The following is a 17119-nucleotide window of genomic DNA, read 5'->3' on the forward strand; positions in this document are numbered from 1 at the left end:
CACTTTGATGAATGCTACGCGGAACTCATATCGCAGTATGCCTGAGGTATTCATCATGCGAATGTGCTTTGGTTTTGTGTTTATTTTTCAAATATAAGAATAATCTAAATGGAATTCGATTCGATAAACTTCCTTGCAATAGGTTTGATATTTCTTGGCTCTTATGTCCAGACCGCAATCGGTTTTGGCTTGGCTATTGTTGCCGCACCTTTATTGATTCTTTGGGCGCCAGAATATGTTCCTGCGCCAATCTGTTTAGTCGCGTTATTTATTTCGTTGATGAATGCGATGAAGCACCGCAGTAGTGTTGAAATCGGCGGCTTAAAGATGGCGTTGATTGGGCGAGTGCCGGGATCAATTGCTGGTGGCTTGCTACTCTTTTTTGTATCTACACAAACTCTCACGCTTTGGATTGGTTTGTTGGTGCTGTTTGCAGTCGTGGTGAGTGTTTTACCGTTTCGGGTTGAGCCTACGCCTTCGCGTATGACATGTGCTGGTTTCTTTTCTGGGTTGTTTGGTACCAGTTCTGCGATTGGAGGCCCTCCGATGGCGTTATTGTTGCAGCATCAAGAAGCGAATCAGTTACGCGGTAATTTATCGGCTTTTTTTGTTTTCAGTTCGATTATTTCACTAATAGTACAAATCCCAGTGGGCTTCTTCACATTGCATCATTTGGTCATTACTATTCCTCTATTACCTGCTGCGGCGCTTGGTTACTGGCTAGCAATGAAAACTACCCAGTCGTTACCAAAAGAAAAGATTCGGTTTGGGGCACTTATGTTGTGTTTTGTGAGTGGCTTTACCGCCGTCGTACAAGCGTTGAGCCAATAATGCCATCTGCATCATAAAGTCACTGCGGGATTGCATTCCTTTTTATGTAAGGCGGACTTGTTTACTTACGCCAAATTGGTCGTTTAGATGGGCGATAGTTTTATGAATAACACTCGTTATGGCACTTTTATGGCAGCATTCTCCTTTGTGATCTGGGGATTGCTACCAATTTATTATCGTTATTTACCAAATGCTTCTATGGATGAGTTGCTAGCATGGCGAATCATTGGGTCTGTACCTGTCGGGTTTCTAATTGTGCTTGGGATAACCCGTCGAGGGCTGAATTGGAAAGAAATCTGGCTTGATAAAAAATCCTTGTGGTACACGTTTGTGGCGAGCAGTTTGATGTGTATTTCTTGGAGTGCGTTCACTTGGGCTTTGACCCATCATCGGGTCATCGATGCCAGCTTAGGCTTCTTTATTGGGCCATTAGTATCTGTTGCGCTGGGCGTATTTATTCTTGGGGATAGGCTCTCAAAAGGCAAACTTATTGCAATAGTGTTGGCAACAATTGGTGTTATGTATCAAGTGATTCACTATGGTCAGCTACCCGTTATCGCACTAACGATGGGGTTGTTCTTTGCTTTGTATGGGCTGTACAAGAAGAAGATAAATTATGACTGGAGTACAACCTTGTTTGTTGAGGCGTTGTTACTGACTCCAGTTGCACTCGCCTATTTGCTCTATAAACAATGGGCAACTGGTGAACTGGCTTCGGGCACAGATACCACAACATTGCTTTTGTATTTTGGCAGTGCACCTATCACACTTTTACCACTCGTATTTTATTCTATCGCAATACGTATAACTAATTTATCAACCGTCGGTCTAATGCAATACATCGAGCCAAGCTTGCAGTTTGTGTTGGCAGTTATGTTTTTGGGCGAGTTGTTTGACGAAGTGAAAGCGGTGACCTTTGCATTTATTTGGGTAGGGCTGTTGTTCACAATTTTTGAAAGTATTATCAAAGGGCATCGGCGCAAAAAGCTGGTCAAACACCCCTTATAGTGGTTTCAATATTCTCACATATTAGCTTCTTTATTCTTATGCCCTCCATTCGAGGGCATTTTTAATGTCATGAAGCATTGGCTTTCGTTTTTTGCCCGAATAGAAATCATAACTTGAGATTATTTGACGCATTATCATAATGATACCGCTATAGTTATAGCCAAGTGACACGCTTATATAAGTGAAAACCAGATCAAGAAGGACGACATATGATCACTGCTCTGTATGCCAACATTCTCGCAATACTCATTATTTGGTTGGCTGTTCAAGTAATTAAGCAACGTCGCTTAAATCAAATTGCTTATGCCGATGGTGGGGTAGAGGCTCTACAAATTGCTCGTAGTGCCCAGAGTAATGCGACAGAATATATCCCCATCACCCTGATTTTAATGGCACTTTTAGAATTTAATAGTGCTTACCCAACATGGATACATCTCACCGGTATTATTTTTGTAATTGGTCGAGTTATTCATGCTAAAGGCATATTGAAAAAAGACTTGAAAAAGCGCATTAGAGGGATGCAGGTGACATTTCTGGTGATACTTTCATTGGTTGTGTTAAATATGATTTACCTGCCATACGATAAGTTATGGTAAGTCTGCGACGTTATATTCCACCACCTTGGGTACTCGTTCTGATTGGATTAGTACTGAATATTGGCGCGATCATCGTTACTAGCTTAGTCCTTGATAAGTTGGGTAAACAGCACTCGCAGCTCGCAGAGCAAACAGCAGAAAACTTGTATTCCATCCAACTCGCATGGAACAGTGTGGAAACCCTAGAAAGGAAAAGAGAAGCTTTACTGCTGCATGTGCACATAAGTCAGAGCGTAGCGATACCTTTAGAGCTAGAAGAGGTATTAGCAGGGCATTTATCTTCTTGGGTTCTCAACGAGTCGGATGAAATAAAAATTGATCAACTTCCGCAACTAATGTCAAAGATAAATCAGGCGCAAGCTTCGTATAGAGACCGCATCGATAATTACTACATTGAGAATGTAGAGCTCAATGAGGTAATGGCAAAGCAGGATGAAAAGATCGCTTGGTACAAGAATATCGGACTCTTCTTGCAAGTATTCGGACTTGCGTTAATCCTTGCACGCGACTTAGCTAGGAAGCAATAAAAGCAAGAGCTAAAGATCAGGTTTATTGCGAAATGCCAATGGTAGTTTGCAAATTGCAATTTATTCTGTGAGCAAACAGTAGCTATTGGTTAAGTTTTAATGAAAGTGATTAAATAACAACCTGTTTTTGTGCGCTGAAAAGTTGGCACGTCTCATGCTTTAGTATGAGTGACCCTTTCTAAGCCGAGGGTCACCTAGCCAACTGACGTTGTTAGTGAACCATCTTGTTCACAAATATATACAGCCAATCACGACTCCTTGTGGTTGGCTTTTTTTTATGCAGTCTAGAACTGTGCTTTAATCCAGATCATGCGATGGTCGGAAGATACATCCTTACCATCACCATACTTACCGATACGTGCATCGTTAAATAGTTTACGGCCTTCTTCATAAGACGCTGACCAGTACACACCAGAGTCTATTACATTCAAATTTGCTGAAGGCAAGGCATAGTCTACCCCTAAGCCAAACGTTGAAGTGATGCGATTCGGATATGGGTGAGTTGAACTGCGGTCAACAGCGTGTTCAGCTGCACCAAAGCTTGTTGGGTAAAGCTCACCATTCATCACGGTTTGGTTAACTAATGGATCGTTATGCAGCTTCTGCATTACAGAGCTAATGCCGTCACCAGCCACTGGATCAAGGTTTTGATCACCCATCATTACGAATTTAGCGCCGTTCGTTAAGCCACCTGTTTTACCCGCATCGTCGTAAAAATAGTCTTTGCCTTGAATGTAATGATGCCAAAACTCCACTTCTGCTGCGTTTTGCGCTTTGTTTTTACCGGTGTCGAATACTGGTGGAGTAGGATGAGACATCAACAAGTGTACAACTTCCTCGCCATTGCGAGTTGGAATGATGATTGGCGCGTCGACGTGATTTTTCGAAGATAGACGCACTTGATCCCACTCTTCCGCTGAGTACCATTCATCACCACACTTCATGCCGTCTGGAATCTTTTGCGAACCGTCACAGATAGTAATGGTTGGAATTGTCGCACCTTCCATATCTTTCCATTTAAATGCTTGGAATGTACGTGTGTTTGCTGTGTCAATTTTATACTTAGACATAAGGGCAAATGCATATTGACCATGGTACATGCCAAAGCCCCATGCATCACCTGGCATTTGACCTGCGGTTCCGTTGTTGTCGAGATCAAACTCACTCAACAACCCTGTATTGGTTGAATAAGATTCAGCATAAGGGTATTCAATAGGCTCAAGGTTTGCTTCACCGCCCGCGCCATCGATACTTTGCGCGACAGACAAGTAGTTCTTCTGGAATCCTTCAATGGCTGCTTTGTTTTCACCTGTTCCATCGTTGTTGTATTCCGCCATCATGAGAACATCAGGACGATTCTTTTGAATGATTGCTGCAACGTTACGAATTTGAATGACTTTTTCCGCAGTGGTTTTGTCTTCGGCTGCGATTGAACCGTCTAAATAAGAGGTGACCAACGCAGTTTGCTGCGTTGGTTCAATTTGCATTTCATCTACCAAAGTTTCGAAGGTAGCGCGGTCAAAAGAGAGGTTGTAAGTCGCTATTTTTACTTCTTTAGGCTGAACATTGACGTATTCAGTATCGTCATTACATCCAGATAGTAGAGCGGCGCCAACAAGGACAGCGATAGAGGTTTTGATTGCTTTCATGGGTACGTCATACCTTATAATTAATTCGGCTGAATATTAAAGTCATCAGTCATTGTTTTAAGCGATATTAGTCACACAAACGTTTTCATATTTACATGTTCAATTAGTTTTTGTGTGATTTGTGCAATAAATGCAACACTTTCAACACCAGAAGGTTATATGTAAATTGTTAAAAAACGGTGTCGTTATTGATGCGAAATAGAGAGTCCGCCACCGTTAAAAAGAAAAGCGTAGAATTTAAGCGTACATGAGATGTTTGAGTTGTATGCTTATCGCCGTGTTTTATTTTTTATGTTTAAATTTCTGTATATAATAAGCAGTCAATCAGAAGTGAGGACGACCTCACCGCTCTATCTTTTCTCGGGGACGACCCCATCTCGTTGGGAAATGTGACATGGCTTGGGGAATTCTCTTCATTGCGGGCTTGTGTGAAATCGCATGGGCTGTCGGTCTTAAATATTCACAAGGGTTTACCAAATTCGGTGCTTCGGCATTCACTATTGTCTTTATGTTATTGAGCTTTTGGTTGCTTGGCATTGCGTTAAGAACCTTGCCTTTAGGCATTGCTTATGGCGTATGGGTAGGGATTGGCGCAATAGGCACGGCAGTCGTGAGTATTTATCTGTTCAATGAGCCAGCAACACTTATCAAAGCCTTAAGCTTGCTAATGATTGTCGCTGGTATCGCAGGGTTAAAAATATCAGCTTAACGTTAGGCTAAACACAAAACAGCCAGAGTCACTCTGGCTGTTTTTCTAAATGTCGTGTTTACGGTTCTGGGTAGGTATATCAAGCGTTGCGCTTAATAAAAGGTAATCGCAAGTGATGACCAAACGCATTAATTAATGCGCCTGTAACAATCAGACCGCCACCGACGTACGTCCAAATGATCGGAACCTCGCCAAAGAAAATGATGCCTAACAACACAGAAAATACGATCTGGATATACGAATAAGCGGAGGCTTTACCCGCTTGTTGAGTTTGCATCGCTTTGGTTAACCCCAATTGCCCAATTTGGGTAAAGACACCAACTAGAACCAACATGAAAGTCAGATATAGATCGGGCATTACAAAATCGTCGCCAATCAGTAAGAGTGAAGCGGGGAGAGCAACCAACGGGAAATAGAAAATGATCACTGAGCTGTCTTCTGTCTGACTCAGTTTTCTGACAATGACGTAGGCAATTGAGCTACCAAATGCGCCTAAGATCGCAATCATGACGCTAAACATTGGTAAAGCGCTATCTGAGCCTTGCCCAGTTTCTGGGCTTACCATGATATAGATGCCGAGTAAGCACAACGCAATACAAAGGAAAGTTGACGGCTGGATGCGCTCTTTCAAGAAAAATACGGCGAGTAGTGCAGTAAATACCGGATGAATATACTGGAATATCGTCGCTTCTGCCAAAGGTAAGGTGGTCACTGAATAATATACACACATCAGAGCCATCGTGCCCACAGCACCGCGTGCAAATAGTAATGGCTTATTATTGCCCCATACAGAAATTCGTTTTCGCTTTACATCGAAATAACTAATGATAAGTGAAACGAGCGCTCTTGCTGCAACGATTTCAAAAACGGGGATACCGTAGTTGCCGACGTGCTTTACTGTAGCCGACATCAGAGCAAAGCCGAACGCGGAAAGCACCATAAAGCGCACACCGATGGGAATCATAGTGTTGAATGAATTGGACATTTTACTGCTCATTTGTTGCGACAGATCTCACTTTAGCATACTTAGTTAGCGATTAAATCCTCTCAACTCAAACACTTCTGTCGACAAGATGAATAAACAGTAGAATACGTAGCAATTAATCTGCCTCTCTTCAGCGTAACAATAAAAACTCGATATTTAAGGAGCTTACATGATCCCGATAAAAGCAACGCATGTTTCAGGCGTTGTCATTTCAAAAATTGATGGCATAGAAAAAATGCTGTTACTCAAACGCGTAAAAGGTGGCTATTGGTGCCATGTTGCAGGTGGTATCGAAGCGGGTGAAGCCGGGTGGCAAACCATTTTAAGAGAGTTAAAAGAAGAGACACTAATTGACCAAGTTGAGTTACATACAGCAGACTTTCTAGAGCAGTTCTACGAAGCAAAAAATAACCGTATCATGGTTATCCCATGTTTTGTGCTATTTTGTCCGCCTAACCAATCAGTTGTTCTTAACGAAGAGCATACAGAGTATCGCTGGTGTACGCTTGAAGAAGCTAAGCAGCTGGCTCCGTTTGCCAATCAGCATCACCTCTATGAACATGTATGGAAGCATTATGTAGATGTGGCATCACTAACGCCATTTACGCTGATCGATCAAAAGGGCTAAATGAACGGCAACGGCTTTGATTAGTTTTTATAGAGAGGTTTGTTCTCATAAAATGAAGCGTTAGGATTTGCGCTGAGCGTTCACAATAAAAAGGAATAACATCTATGGATGAAGTCACATGCCAAGAGACGTATCAAGGAAATCACTTACAGAAGCGTTTTTCCGTCTCGCAAAGGATCTCAATTGAGCCCCTCAATACGAAACACGCGTCCGCTTTACTAGAGGTTGTGAACACTCACCGAGAGAGCCTTGAGGGCTATCTACCTTGGACGGATTCTGTCACGAACCATCGAGAGGCCGTGAACTACATTTCCCAGCGAGTGAACAGTAACGCGCTGGATTCCCACTGGTGTGCAATTTATTTTGATGAGCAGCTTACGGGTGTTATTGGCATTAAAGGTGTGGATTCACATACACGTGTTACTGAAATTGGCTACTGGCTTGCTAACAATGGGCGAGGCCATCGTGTGATTGATCAAGTACTCGCAGTATTGATCCCTTTCTTGAAGAAGAAAGGGCACGCACAATTCATTCAGTTCCATTGTATGGAAGATAACATCGCTAGCATCAATATTGCTGAGCGTGCAGGCGCCACATTAAAAGAATACGTTGATCATGAGTTCGATATGCTTGACCGCTCTCAACGACTAGGCATTTATGAACTACGTTTGACGTAGTATCCACCCTAGAGATATTTTAATCAGAGTTCGAACTCTAACTTCACGAGCGCTACAATAGTAACATTGTTGCGCTCGTGTTAACTTGGGGCGTCATTGGCAGAAACTAGGCTAGGAGAAGCATCTTGAACGCAATCACAGAGGTTGAAGTAGATAACTTGTTACAGCAAAGCCTCGAACGCTTAAAAGCGGCATATGCAGCCGAGCCTTATCCTAGTTTGGATGAACGTAAACAGCGCCTCGTTTTGTTAAAAAAATCGCTGCTTGAGAACAAACAAGCGCTGGTTGAAGCGTTAAGTGACGATTTTGGCTATCGCTCAGAATTTGATACCGCCATGACCGACGTTTTGCCAACGGTCTCGCATATTAATTATACCCTCAAACGACTAAAAAAATGGTGCAAACCCAGCAAGCGCGAATCCGGCTTATTGCTCGCACCTTCTAAAGTCACCGTTCAGTATCAACCGTTAGGTGTCGTCGGGATCATTTCACCGTGGAACTTTCCTGTGATTTTGAGCCTTGCGCCTTTAGTGACAGCATTGGCTGCTGGCAACCGCGTGATGATGAAGCTCAGCGAATTTACGCCAAAAACCAATAAAGTCATCGTCGATATTTGCCGTGGGTTGTCTGAGTATGTCGAAGTTTTTGAGGGTGAAGCAGACGTCGCACAAGCATTCAGCCAACTGCCATTCGCTCACCTTTTGTTCACGGGTTCTACGAGTGTTGGTCGCGCAGTGGCAAAAGCGGCAGCGGAAAACCTTACCCCGGTGACGTTAGAGTTGGGTGGAAAGTCCCCGGTGATCATTGCAAAAGATGCAGACATGAAGAAAGCCGTTGATGCTATCTTGTTTGGTAAATGCATTAATGCAGGCCAGATTTGTGTCGCGCCTGACTACGCATTTGTACCGCAAGAACGTGTCGAAGAGTTCATTTCGCTATTCTTAAAACGTTTTGAAAAGCTCTATTTAAAATCCAACAAGAATCAAAAGCTGACCCATATTGTCAACCAACGACAATATGATCGTTTGACTGCGCTACTTGAGGATGCAAAAGCGCAAGGTGCTAACCTTCACACTGTTGAAGCGTCGCCCCAAGAGGAACGGCTTCTGTATCCTCATTTGGTCACGGACGTGTCGCCGAATATGCGAATCATGCAAGAGGAGATCTTCGGGCCATTTCTACCTGTTAAGCCCTACAATGCCGTTGATGAGGCGATTGACTACATTAATCAGCACCAAAGACCACTTGCGCTGTATGTTATGTCGGACGACAAATCGACCATCAAACATATTGTACGCCACACGCACAGTGGTGGCGTCGGCGTTAATGATACGGTTTTACATGTTGGCGCTGAAGATGCACCTTTTGGTGGCGTTGGTGAATCGGGTATTGGGCATTATCACGGAGAGGAAGGATTCAGAACTTTTAGTCATGCGAAAACCATTCTTCACACACCGAAATGGTTGCCAAGAACGAGCGTATTAATGCGCCGTAGGGCTATGGCGATAAAAGCGATCCAAAAGATCTTTGTTCGATAATAATTATGATTTGATTGATAAAAAACCGCCCGAATAGGCGGTTTTTTGTTTCTATATGCTCTGAAACGCTGGGCACCAAAGTCCGAGAAACTTCCTTCGCGTGCTACCAACAAAACAAAGAAAGGCTCTTGTTGAAAGAGCCTTGTTCAGGAAATGTCGAGAGGTTTTGGCAAGTTTAATGCAGAACTTCACTGCTGAATCTTAGATATCTACAGTCGTTCATCAGTTCTTTAAACGCCTTTCTGTCCAGCTTAATCAGAGTTTCATGATCGCCAGCTTCGAGATAGACATGTTCCAAATTTGCTAATCTTTCATCGTAAACTGTCGACATGTGGTAAGGACTACCAATCGGTGGAATAGCGCCGTGTTCACAATCGGTGAAGAGTCGGTAAACCATACGCTCTTTCACCAAGTGGAAGGTGGCGTTAAACTCGTCGTTTAATCTCGACAAACTGATTTTGTTGTTGGCAGGTAAGACCGCCATCATATGACGCCCTTCATGATCCTCAAGAATCACACCTTTTGCGATATTCATTAAAGGCACACCTGCTGCAACACCACTTTGTAGCGAGCTATGACTGTGGCTATGATTCACGGTTTGAAAGTGAATGTTATGCTCAGTCAAATATTCATCTAATCGGGTTGCAATCGTCATATAGCCTCCACGTGTATGAGACCCATAAAAAGTATAGGTTAGTCGGGCGACAATCGCGCATTTTACTCGGCTACACTGACGCTCTTTACGCTCCTGTTCTACGCTTATTGCAAGCCAGCGAGAAAGCATGGTTAACAATAATAAATAGGGGGCAACATGAGCAAGCCAATCATCGCTGATAACAAGCCGATCAAAGTAGAGTTGAAAGCTGGGCAAGAATACTACTTCTGCCGATGTGGGCGTTCTAAAAATCAACCTTACTGCGATGGGTCTCATTCGGGAACCGGCTTAAAGCCAATGAGCTTTAGTGCGGAAAAAGACGAAGATGCCTATCTCTGCCAATGTAAGCATACCGCCAATGCTCCTTTTTGTGATGGTACACACAAGCGATTTACCGCAGAGCAAGTCGGTAAAGAGGGACCGGAACAAAAGCGAGAGAAAAGAGACAACCCAACAGCGTCTGCTACTCAAGAAGAACCAACCCTCGAGTTTATCCACCAATTAGCGAGAGAAGGACTCTCTAAACTCGGTCATCATGGTCCGATGGCTGCAATGGGGGTTCCTAGGCATTTGCTACCACATTGGGATGCTATACAAATCATGGTGGCGCAAATGGCGACACAACCGTTGTTGGAAGACGTTCCTGTGTCTACCGAGTTGATTGTGGGACCAAACGCGCGTAAGCCGCTCAGACTCGCCATTCCTTTGTTGGTGTCGGACATGAGTTTTGGCGCACTTTCTGAAGAGGCGAAAATTGCACTAGCAAAAGGTGCAGAGTTGGCAGGGACTGGGATTTGCTCTGGTGAGGGTGGCATGTTACCGGAAGAGCAAGCCGCCAATTCACGGTATTTCTATGAGCTTGCTAGTGCTCAATTTGGCTACGACGAATCTAAGCTTCTTAATGTTCAGGCGTTTCACTTCAAAGGCGGGCAAGGAGCAAAAACGGGCACGGGTGGTCATCTGCCTGCAAATAAAAATGTAGGTAAGATCTCTCAGGTGAGAGGCATCCCCGAGGGACAACCAGCGATATCACCACCAACGTTCAAAGATCTTCACACTACTCACGATTTCAGAAAGTTTGCTGACAGAGTTCGTGGCATCACAGGCGGTATTCCAATTGGATTTAAACTCAGTGCCAACCATATTGAGCAAGACATTCAGTTTGCGCTTGATGCTGGGGCTGATTACATCATCTTAGATGGTCGCGGTGGTGGCACGGGTGCGGCGCCAACTATGTTCCGTGATCATATTAGTGTACCCACCATCCCTGCGTTAGCTCGTGCACGTAAGTACTTAGATGAAAAAGGCGTAAGTGACCGTGTCACATTAATCATCACCGGTGGGTTGCGAGTTCCTACGGATTTTGTCAAAGCGTTGGCACTTGGAGCAGACGGAGTAGCGATAGCAAACAGTGCGATGCAATCGATCGGTTGTGTCGCGGCTCGCATCTGCAACACCAATAATTGCCCGGCAGGCATTGCGACACAAAATGCCGATTTGAGGCAGCGTCTCGACGTTGAAAAGTCATCCCAGCAACTGAAAAATTTCTTCGAATCCTCGGTCGAGCTCATGCAAGTCATGGCGAGGGCGTGTGGTCATCACGCTCTGAATGAATTTAGTCATCATGATTTAGCGACCTGGGATCACAACATGGCGAGGCTGTCTGGGATTAAGTATTCAGGTATGGACTTAAACTGATCTCTATCCATATTTTCTACATATAGGTACATGTTTGATAACAATTATTTATTCGCTGAAATGTTTGAAATTTTGACTTGGCGTTAACTAAAAAAACAGTGTATGGACTACGCTGTTTGAGGTGGATATTCGATTTATTGAATAACAAAGAGTGGTTACCACAACCACGACACGAAGGAGCATTATATGAGCAAAGCAAACGGCGGTTCGGTAGGTAAATGTCCAGTTATGCATGGTGGGCAAACATCTACAGATAAGTCGGTGATGGATTGGTGGCCGAATGCCTTGAACTTAGACATCCTGCATCAACACGACTCCAAAACCAACCCATTTGGTCAGGACTTTAATTACAAAGAAGAACTGAAAAAGCTAGATGTCGAAGCACTTAAAAAAGATTTAAAAGATTTAATGACTGATAGCCAAGGCTGGTGGCCTGCCGACTGGGGACACTACGGTGGTTTAATGATCCGAATGGCATGGCATGCAGCGGGCAGTTATCGTATTGCGGATGGCCGTGGCGGTGCTGCTACAGGCAACCAACGCTTTGCTCCTCTCAACTCTTGGCCAGATAACGCCAACCTCGATAAGGCTCGACGCCTTTTATGGCCAATCAAGAAAAAATATGGCAACAAACTAAGTTGGGCAGACCTGATTGTCCTTGCCGGTAACATGGCGTACGAATCCATGGGTTTTAAGACCTTTGGCTTTGCGTTTGGACGAGAGGACATTTGGCACCCAGAAAAAGACACTTACTGGGGCTCTGAGCAAGAATGGTTAGCCACAAGTGACGCTGATAACAGCCGCTACTCTGGTGAGCGAGATTTAGAAAACCCGCTTGCTGCAGTAATGATGGGTCTTATCTATGTGAACCCTGAAGGGGTAGACGGTAACCCAGATCCTCTCAAAACAGCACATGACATGCGAGTGACCTTTGCGCGAATGGCAATGAACGATGAAGAAACCGTCGCGCTCACAGCTGGTGGTCACACGGTGGGTAAGTGTCATGGTAATGGTGATGCCGCAAACCTTGGCCCAGAGCCCGAAGCAGCAGACGTTCATGAGCAAGGTCTTGGCTGGATTAATCACAAAACACGTGGTATTGGTCGTGACACGGTAACGAGTGGCATTGAAGGTGCTTGGACAACACACCCTACACAATGGGACTACGGATACTTCCACCTACTATTTAAGTATGACTGGGAACTGAAAAAGAGCCCAGCAGGTGCATGGCAATGGGAGCCAATCGACATTGAAGAAGAAGACAAGCCTGTCGATGTTGAAGACGGTTCTAAGCGCTACAATCCAATCATGACCGACGCCGATATGGCGCTCAAAATGGACCCTGAATATCGTAAGATTGCAGAAAAGTTCCAAAATGACCCTGCGTACTTTGATGACGTTTTTGCTCGTGCCTGGTTTAAGTTGACACACCGCGATCTAGGACCAAAATCATGTTATTTCGGCCCTGATGTGCCAAGCGAAGATCTTATTTGGCAAGACCCAACGCCCGCAGGTAAGGCAGACTACGATGTTGATTTAGTAAAAACAAAAATCGAAGCAAGTGGCCTATCCATTAGTGAGTTAGTAAGTACGGCGTGGGATAGTGCGCGTACTTACCGTGGCTCTGACCGCCGAGGCGGTGCAAATGGCGCGAGAATTCGCTTGGCTCCGCAAAAAGATTGGCAAGGGAACGAACCTGAACGTCTAAGCCGTGTTCTTGCTGTGCTAGAAAAAATAGCAGCAGAAGAGGGCTGTAGTGTTGCAGATGCTATCGTGCTTGCTGGTAACGTAGGTATTGAACTGGCTGCGCGTGCCGCAGGTCATGATGTATCTGTGCCATTCGCGCCAGGCCGAGGTGATGCCACCCAAGAGATGACGGATGTTGAATCATTCGAAGTACTTGAGCCTGTTGCTGACGGTTTCCGGAATTGGTTGAAGAAAGACTACGCGGTTAAGCCAGAAGAGCTTTTATTAGATCGTGCTCAGCTTATGGGACTAACGGCGCCAGAAATGACGGTACTTATCGGTGGTATGCGCGTTCTAGGCAGTAACTACGGCGGTGGAAAAGAGGGCGTATTTACTGACCGAGTCGGCACTTTGTCGAATGATTTCTTCGTGAACCTTACTGACATGGCATATACGTGGAAACCAGTGAGTGCTAATCAATATGAAATCCGTGATCGTAAAACCGACGCTGTGAAGTGGACGGCTACTCGAGTGGATCTTGTCTTTGGTTCAAACTCGATCCTGCGTTCGTATGCGGAAGTGTATGCGCAAGATGATAATCAGGAAAAATTCATCCATGACTTCATCGCCGCATGGACGAAAGTCATGAACGCGGATCGTTTTGACTTGCAATAAGTGAAACGATGTTCATCGATAGATGCGTAAACAAAGTTGATGAATAAGTAAGAGAGGCGGGCGAAAAGCTCGCCTTTTTCTTTACCTATCTTTTTACTTTGATTGTTACTTTGATTGAAAGTTAAGCTCATTTGAACCATAATAAATGGACCATATGAACCATAGGAGCTTGATATGGCAACTGCAGCATTAAAAAGCTTCAAACCGAAACAACCTCATAAAGCCAATTTCTGGTTTATGTTGGGTATTGAAGACGCTGAAACAGGTCGCACTGATGCGGTTCACAAAGGCTTTGAGCCAAAGGTGTATCGCAATATTGTTGAGCGTGTGAAGCTTTCTCAGAGTGAGTTTCAAAACGTCACATTGATACCTGTCAGCACGGTTAAGCGTCGTCTAAAAAACGATGAACGCTTCAATACGCAAGAAAGTGATGCAATCTATCGATTAGCGATGTTATTGAAACTCGCGACAGAACTGTTTGACGACGAAGAGCGCGCGTTAAAATGGATGAGAGAGAATGTGTACGGCTTAGGTGGAAAACGTCCACTTGATATGGTCTCGACCACGGTGGATTTTGAAATCGTAAAAGATTTGATCGGCCGTTTAGAGCACGGGGTATTCTCGTAATATGAAGCTCTATCGTCTCACACAAAAGAAATTCGCTGACACGCCATTCAGCCCCGTTGGCGCAAAGTTGTTTGGAGGGCGATGGAATTCAAAAGGAACCGAAGCCCTCTACTTCTCTGAATCGGAATCCCTTTGCTCGTTGGAAGTATTTGTTCACGTAAACAACGATCCTGCTATCACCAAACTTTACGATTTATATCGTATTGAAATGTCAGAATACCTCATCGCCACCTTAGATGAAGAAGATCTCCCTGTGACGTGGCGAGCAATACCGGCGAGCGAGTCTACGCAGTACATTGGTGATCAGTTTCTCAATGATCCTCATCCAGAGTTTGCCGCGCTGCAAGTGCCTTCAACGATTTCACCTCGTGATAAAAACTATGTGGTGAATCCAAATCATCCCAAAATGAAAGAGATCATCAAGAAAGCCGAAAAGCTCGATTTCGCGTTTGATCCGCGAATTTTCAAATAGACGCGCTGGCTTTGTCTTGCTTTAAAGCATTCAGCGCTTACCTGAGATAAGCGCTGAAGCATAAAAGTTTATTCCCTTGGTTAATGTCGGTCGTAAGTGAACTGTTGCGCTTCATTTGTACTGTTGTGGTAATGCCCAAGCACCAACTCAGCACCTTTGTAAGATAAATGGCTGTCATCCGTATACATCGCATTGTTTGCTCCAACTCTCATTCGACATACGCCATTTCTGCAAATGGCATCGGTCAAGTCGACAAACTCAACGTGCTCAAATTGCTCAAAGTAGTTCACTAACTTCGCCACGTTTTGAGGGTGATGTTGTTTGGGAGAAAAGTCGCAGGCAGGCTCTTCTGTCTCGCCAAACAAACGCGCTTTCCAAAGGCATTCTCCTACCGCAAACGGTGCAGAAGGGGTTGGACCGAAAACGACCACTTCCTTTCCTTTCAGTTCATTCAATAATTTGGTTAATGATGCTTCATAATCGGCTTGTGAAAGCTCTTTATTGAAATTAGAAGAGATAACAACGCGACGAATGGAAGGGGTACTTAGAATTGTATCGACAGCCTCATTGAAGAACTGTCGGCAAGAAATTGAGCCAGCAGCTTCTAGGATGTCGACATAACCGACCGCACAGGAATCTTGAGTAAGTTGCACCACGCCAGTTGGTGTTACTTCGGATAGACGCTTCACGTAAACCATGCTGTGACTATTGCCTAACACAGCGATGGCGGGCTGCGGCGCAGACGAGCACACATCGTTAACGTTGGTGTTGCCGTTGCAATCTAAACCATAACCGTTGTTAACTCGCATGGCCTCGAAAAATGCGCTTCTTTCTGGAAAACCACCGTTTTGATGACCGATAACGCCGAGCGTTAGCAAGGGCAACGTCAACAACACAATAACCGCGGACACAGTGCGCATGCTCATGGCTTTTCGGCTACGGAACGGCTTTTCAATAAAGCGCCAAGTGAAGTAAGAAAGTACAAAAAGAGTGACAACGTAAAGTGGGATATTGATGTCTTGTGTTGTGTCCAACACGTAGCGGTAAAAGACAAATAATGGAATGTGCCACAAGTATAAGCTGTAGCTGATTAAGCCGACGAACACGACCCACTTTAGGCTCAGTAATCTACCGCAGACATTGTCTTTAGAGGCAAACAAAATCACCAACGCGCTACCGATGACCGGCACCAGCAGCATAATGCCCGCGCCATCTTGCGATTTTTCAAACAAAAGCGCGGAAGCCAATATCAAAACGATGCCAATGGTTGCTAGAGTATCGTTAGATTGAACTTGGACTTTTCTCATCACTAATGCGAGTAATGAACCGGTTGCCAGTTCCCAAGCACGAGAGAAGATCATGTAGAAGGCGAAATCAGGATCGTTGCTCGTATAGACAATAGTCATCAAACTCAGCGCAAATACCGCGATGAAAAAAGTCAGGTAAAACGCGTTTTTACCACGAGCGAGTAGCATGAGTAGCAAAGGAATGACAATGTAGTACTGTTCTTCAACGCCCAAGCTCCATGTGTGGAACAGCGGGTTGGCTTGATCTTCTAAACCGAAGTAATTGTGGCCTTTTAGATACAGAAGAATGTTGGATGCCGAAAGAATGGAAGACACCGCAAATTGACCAACGTCTTTGTGTGCTTGCGGCAAAAAGAGCCACCAAGACATCAAATAGCTGACGGCGATCACCACCAGTAAGAGGGGGAGTATGCGACGAATGCGTCGCTCATAAAAATCACCAAGGCTGAACTTCTGGTTTTCTAAGTCGTTAATCACGATGGTAGTGATCAAATAGCCGCTGATCACAAAAAATACGTCGACGCCAATAAAGCCACCAGCGAATTGCTCAACTCCTGCATGAAACAAAATCACCAACGTGACAGCAATCGCCCTTAATCCGTCTACTTCTGCTCTGTAAGTCATATCGTGTTGCTCCAACATTCCGTTTAATGAAGTAGAGCAAAATATGAACCAGAAATAATGTTTATTTAAATTAGTGCTTTAAAGTGATTTTCAAAATGAAAATGCTAGGTGGGTTAACGAATTCCCAAATTGAATTTCAATATGGAAACCCCATAAAGAATGATCTTAAGAAGCGCTAAATCAAAGAACGTAAAGCGCGAGGCACTTAGACTTCATTGAAAATGATT

General features: G+C 44.4%; 16 protein-coding genes. 12 read left to right on the forward strand and 4 right to left on the reverse strand.

Translation table 11 applies throughout. From position 1 onward, the window contains the following. Positions 1 to 108 precede the first annotated feature (108 nt). From R7E29_RS07725 to R7E29_RS07740, 4 genes are all read left to right on the forward strand, one after another. Positions 109 to 831 (forward strand): sulfite exporter TauE/SafE family protein, encoded by a 723-nt coding sequence (locus R7E29_RS07725; protein ID WP_042520743.1) that lies wholly within the window; start codon positions 109 to 111, stop codon positions 829 to 831. A gap of 102 nt (positions 832 to 933) precedes the next feature. Next, positions 934 to 1839 carry an EamA family transporter RarD gene (rarD, locus tag R7E29_RS07730; protein WP_213906654.1) on the forward strand — a complete coding sequence of 302 codons (906 nt, stop codon included), beginning with the start codon at positions 934 to 936 and terminating at the stop codon, positions 1837 to 1839. Between the two features lie 209 nt (positions 1840 to 2048). Continuing rightward, positions 2049 to 2435: an MAPEG family protein gene (locus R7E29_RS07735; protein ID WP_005376510.1), complete on the forward strand. Its 387-nt coding sequence runs from the start codon at positions 2049 to 2051 to the stop codon at positions 2433 to 2435. Beyond that, positions 2429 to 2962: a hypothetical protein gene (locus R7E29_RS07740; RefSeq protein ID WP_033906497.1), complete on the forward strand. Its 534-nt coding sequence runs from the start codon at positions 2429 to 2431 to the stop codon at positions 2960 to 2962. Before R7E29_RS07735 ends, R7E29_RS07740 begins: the two co-directional genes overlap by 7 nt. 284 nt (positions 2963 to 3246) lie before the next feature. Here the strand turns inward: R7E29_RS07740 and R7E29_RS07745 are convergent, their stop codons facing one another. Further along, the gene (locus R7E29_RS07745) at positions 3247 to 4611 is read right to left on the reverse strand and encodes an endonuclease/exonuclease/phosphatase family protein (protein WP_262658303.1); all 1365 of its coding nucleotides are present in this window, start codon (positions 4609 to 4611) and stop codon (positions 3247 to 3249) included. A 394-nt stretch (positions 4612 to 5005) separates the two neighbouring features. Here R7E29_RS07745 and R7E29_RS07750 point away from each other — a divergent pair, with 394 nt between their 5' ends. Then, positions 5006 to 5320: a DMT family transporter gene (locus R7E29_RS07750; RefSeq protein WP_005376506.1), complete on the forward strand. Its 315-nt coding sequence runs from the start codon at positions 5006 to 5008 to the stop codon at positions 5318 to 5320. A gap of 79 nt (positions 5321 to 5399) precedes the next feature. Here R7E29_RS07750 and R7E29_RS07755 read toward each other — a convergent pair whose 3' ends face one another. Continuing rightward, positions 5400 to 6305: a DMT family transporter gene (locus tag R7E29_RS07755; RefSeq protein ID WP_005376505.1), complete on the reverse strand. Its 906-nt coding sequence runs from the start codon at positions 6303 to 6305 to the stop codon at positions 5400 to 5402. A 169-nt stretch (positions 6306 to 6474) separates the two neighbouring features. On the opposite strand from R7E29_RS07755, the gene R7E29_RS07760 reads away from it, so the two are divergent. The 3 genes from R7E29_RS07760 to R7E29_RS07770 all read left to right on the forward strand — a co-directional run bounded on the left by R7E29_RS07760 (position 6475) and on the right by R7E29_RS07770 (position 9148). Next, positions 6475 to 6933: an NUDIX hydrolase gene (locus tag R7E29_RS07760; protein WP_005376504.1), complete on the forward strand. Its 459-nt coding sequence runs from the start codon at positions 6475 to 6477 to the stop codon at positions 6931 to 6933. Between the two features lie 104 nt (positions 6934 to 7037). Continuing rightward, on the forward strand, positions 7038 to 7610 hold the full coding sequence (locus R7E29_RS07765) for a GNAT family N-acetyltransferase (protein WP_017635338.1): 573 nt from the start codon (positions 7038 to 7040) through the stop codon (positions 7608 to 7610). A 125-nt stretch (positions 7611 to 7735) separates the two neighbouring features. Next, on the forward strand, positions 7736 to 9148 hold the full coding sequence (locus tag R7E29_RS07770) for a coniferyl aldehyde dehydrogenase (RefSeq protein ID WP_213906653.1): 1413 nt from the start codon (positions 7736 to 7738) through the stop codon (positions 9146 to 9148). A gap of 175 nt (positions 9149 to 9323) precedes the next feature. On the opposite strand, the gene R7E29_RS07775 is transcribed toward R7E29_RS07770, so the two are convergent. Further along, positions 9324 to 9803 (reverse strand): aminoacyl-tRNA deacylase, encoded by a 480-nt coding sequence (locus R7E29_RS07775; protein ID WP_213906652.1) that lies wholly within the window; start codon positions 9801 to 9803, stop codon positions 9324 to 9326. Between the two features lie 156 nt (positions 9804 to 9959). Here R7E29_RS07775 and R7E29_RS07780 point away from each other — a divergent pair, with 156 nt between their 5' ends. The 4 genes from R7E29_RS07780 (at position 9960) to R7E29_RS07795 (ending at position 14961) form a co-directional block, all read left to right on the forward strand. After that, positions 9960 to 11501: a glutamate synthase-related protein gene (locus tag R7E29_RS07780; RefSeq protein WP_213906651.1), complete on the forward strand. Its 1542-nt coding sequence runs from the start codon at positions 9960 to 9962 to the stop codon at positions 11499 to 11501. 186 nt (positions 11502 to 11687) lie between these two features. Next, positions 11688 to 13862: a catalase/peroxidase HPI gene (katG, locus tag R7E29_RS07785; RefSeq protein WP_213906650.1), complete on the forward strand. Its 2175-nt coding sequence runs from the start codon at positions 11688 to 11690 to the stop codon at positions 13860 to 13862. Between the two features lie 174 nt (positions 13863 to 14036). Next, positions 14037 to 14489, forward strand: coding sequence for an antitoxin Xre/MbcA/ParS toxin-binding domain-containing protein (locus tag R7E29_RS07790; protein ID WP_005376498.1), 453 nt, complete (start codon positions 14037 to 14039; stop codon positions 14487 to 14489). 1 nt (position 14490) lies between these two features. Next, positions 14491 to 14961 (forward strand): RES family NAD+ phosphorylase, encoded by a 471-nt coding sequence (locus tag R7E29_RS07795; protein ID WP_213906649.1) that lies wholly within the window; start codon positions 14491 to 14493, stop codon positions 14959 to 14961. Between the two features lie 80 nt (positions 14962 to 15041). Here R7E29_RS07795 and R7E29_RS07800 read toward each other — a convergent pair whose 3' ends face one another. Continuing rightward, positions 15042 to 16892: an acyltransferase family protein gene (locus R7E29_RS07800; protein WP_054576026.1), complete on the reverse strand. Its 1851-nt coding sequence runs from the start codon at positions 16890 to 16892 to the stop codon at positions 15042 to 15044. Between the last annotated feature and the right edge of the window lie 227 nt (positions 16893 to 17119).

Source organism: Vibrio sp. Vb1729 (assembly GCF_033338655.1).
GTDB lineage: Bacteria > Pseudomonadota > Gammaproteobacteria > Enterobacterales > Vibrionaceae > Vibrio > Vibrio alginolyticus.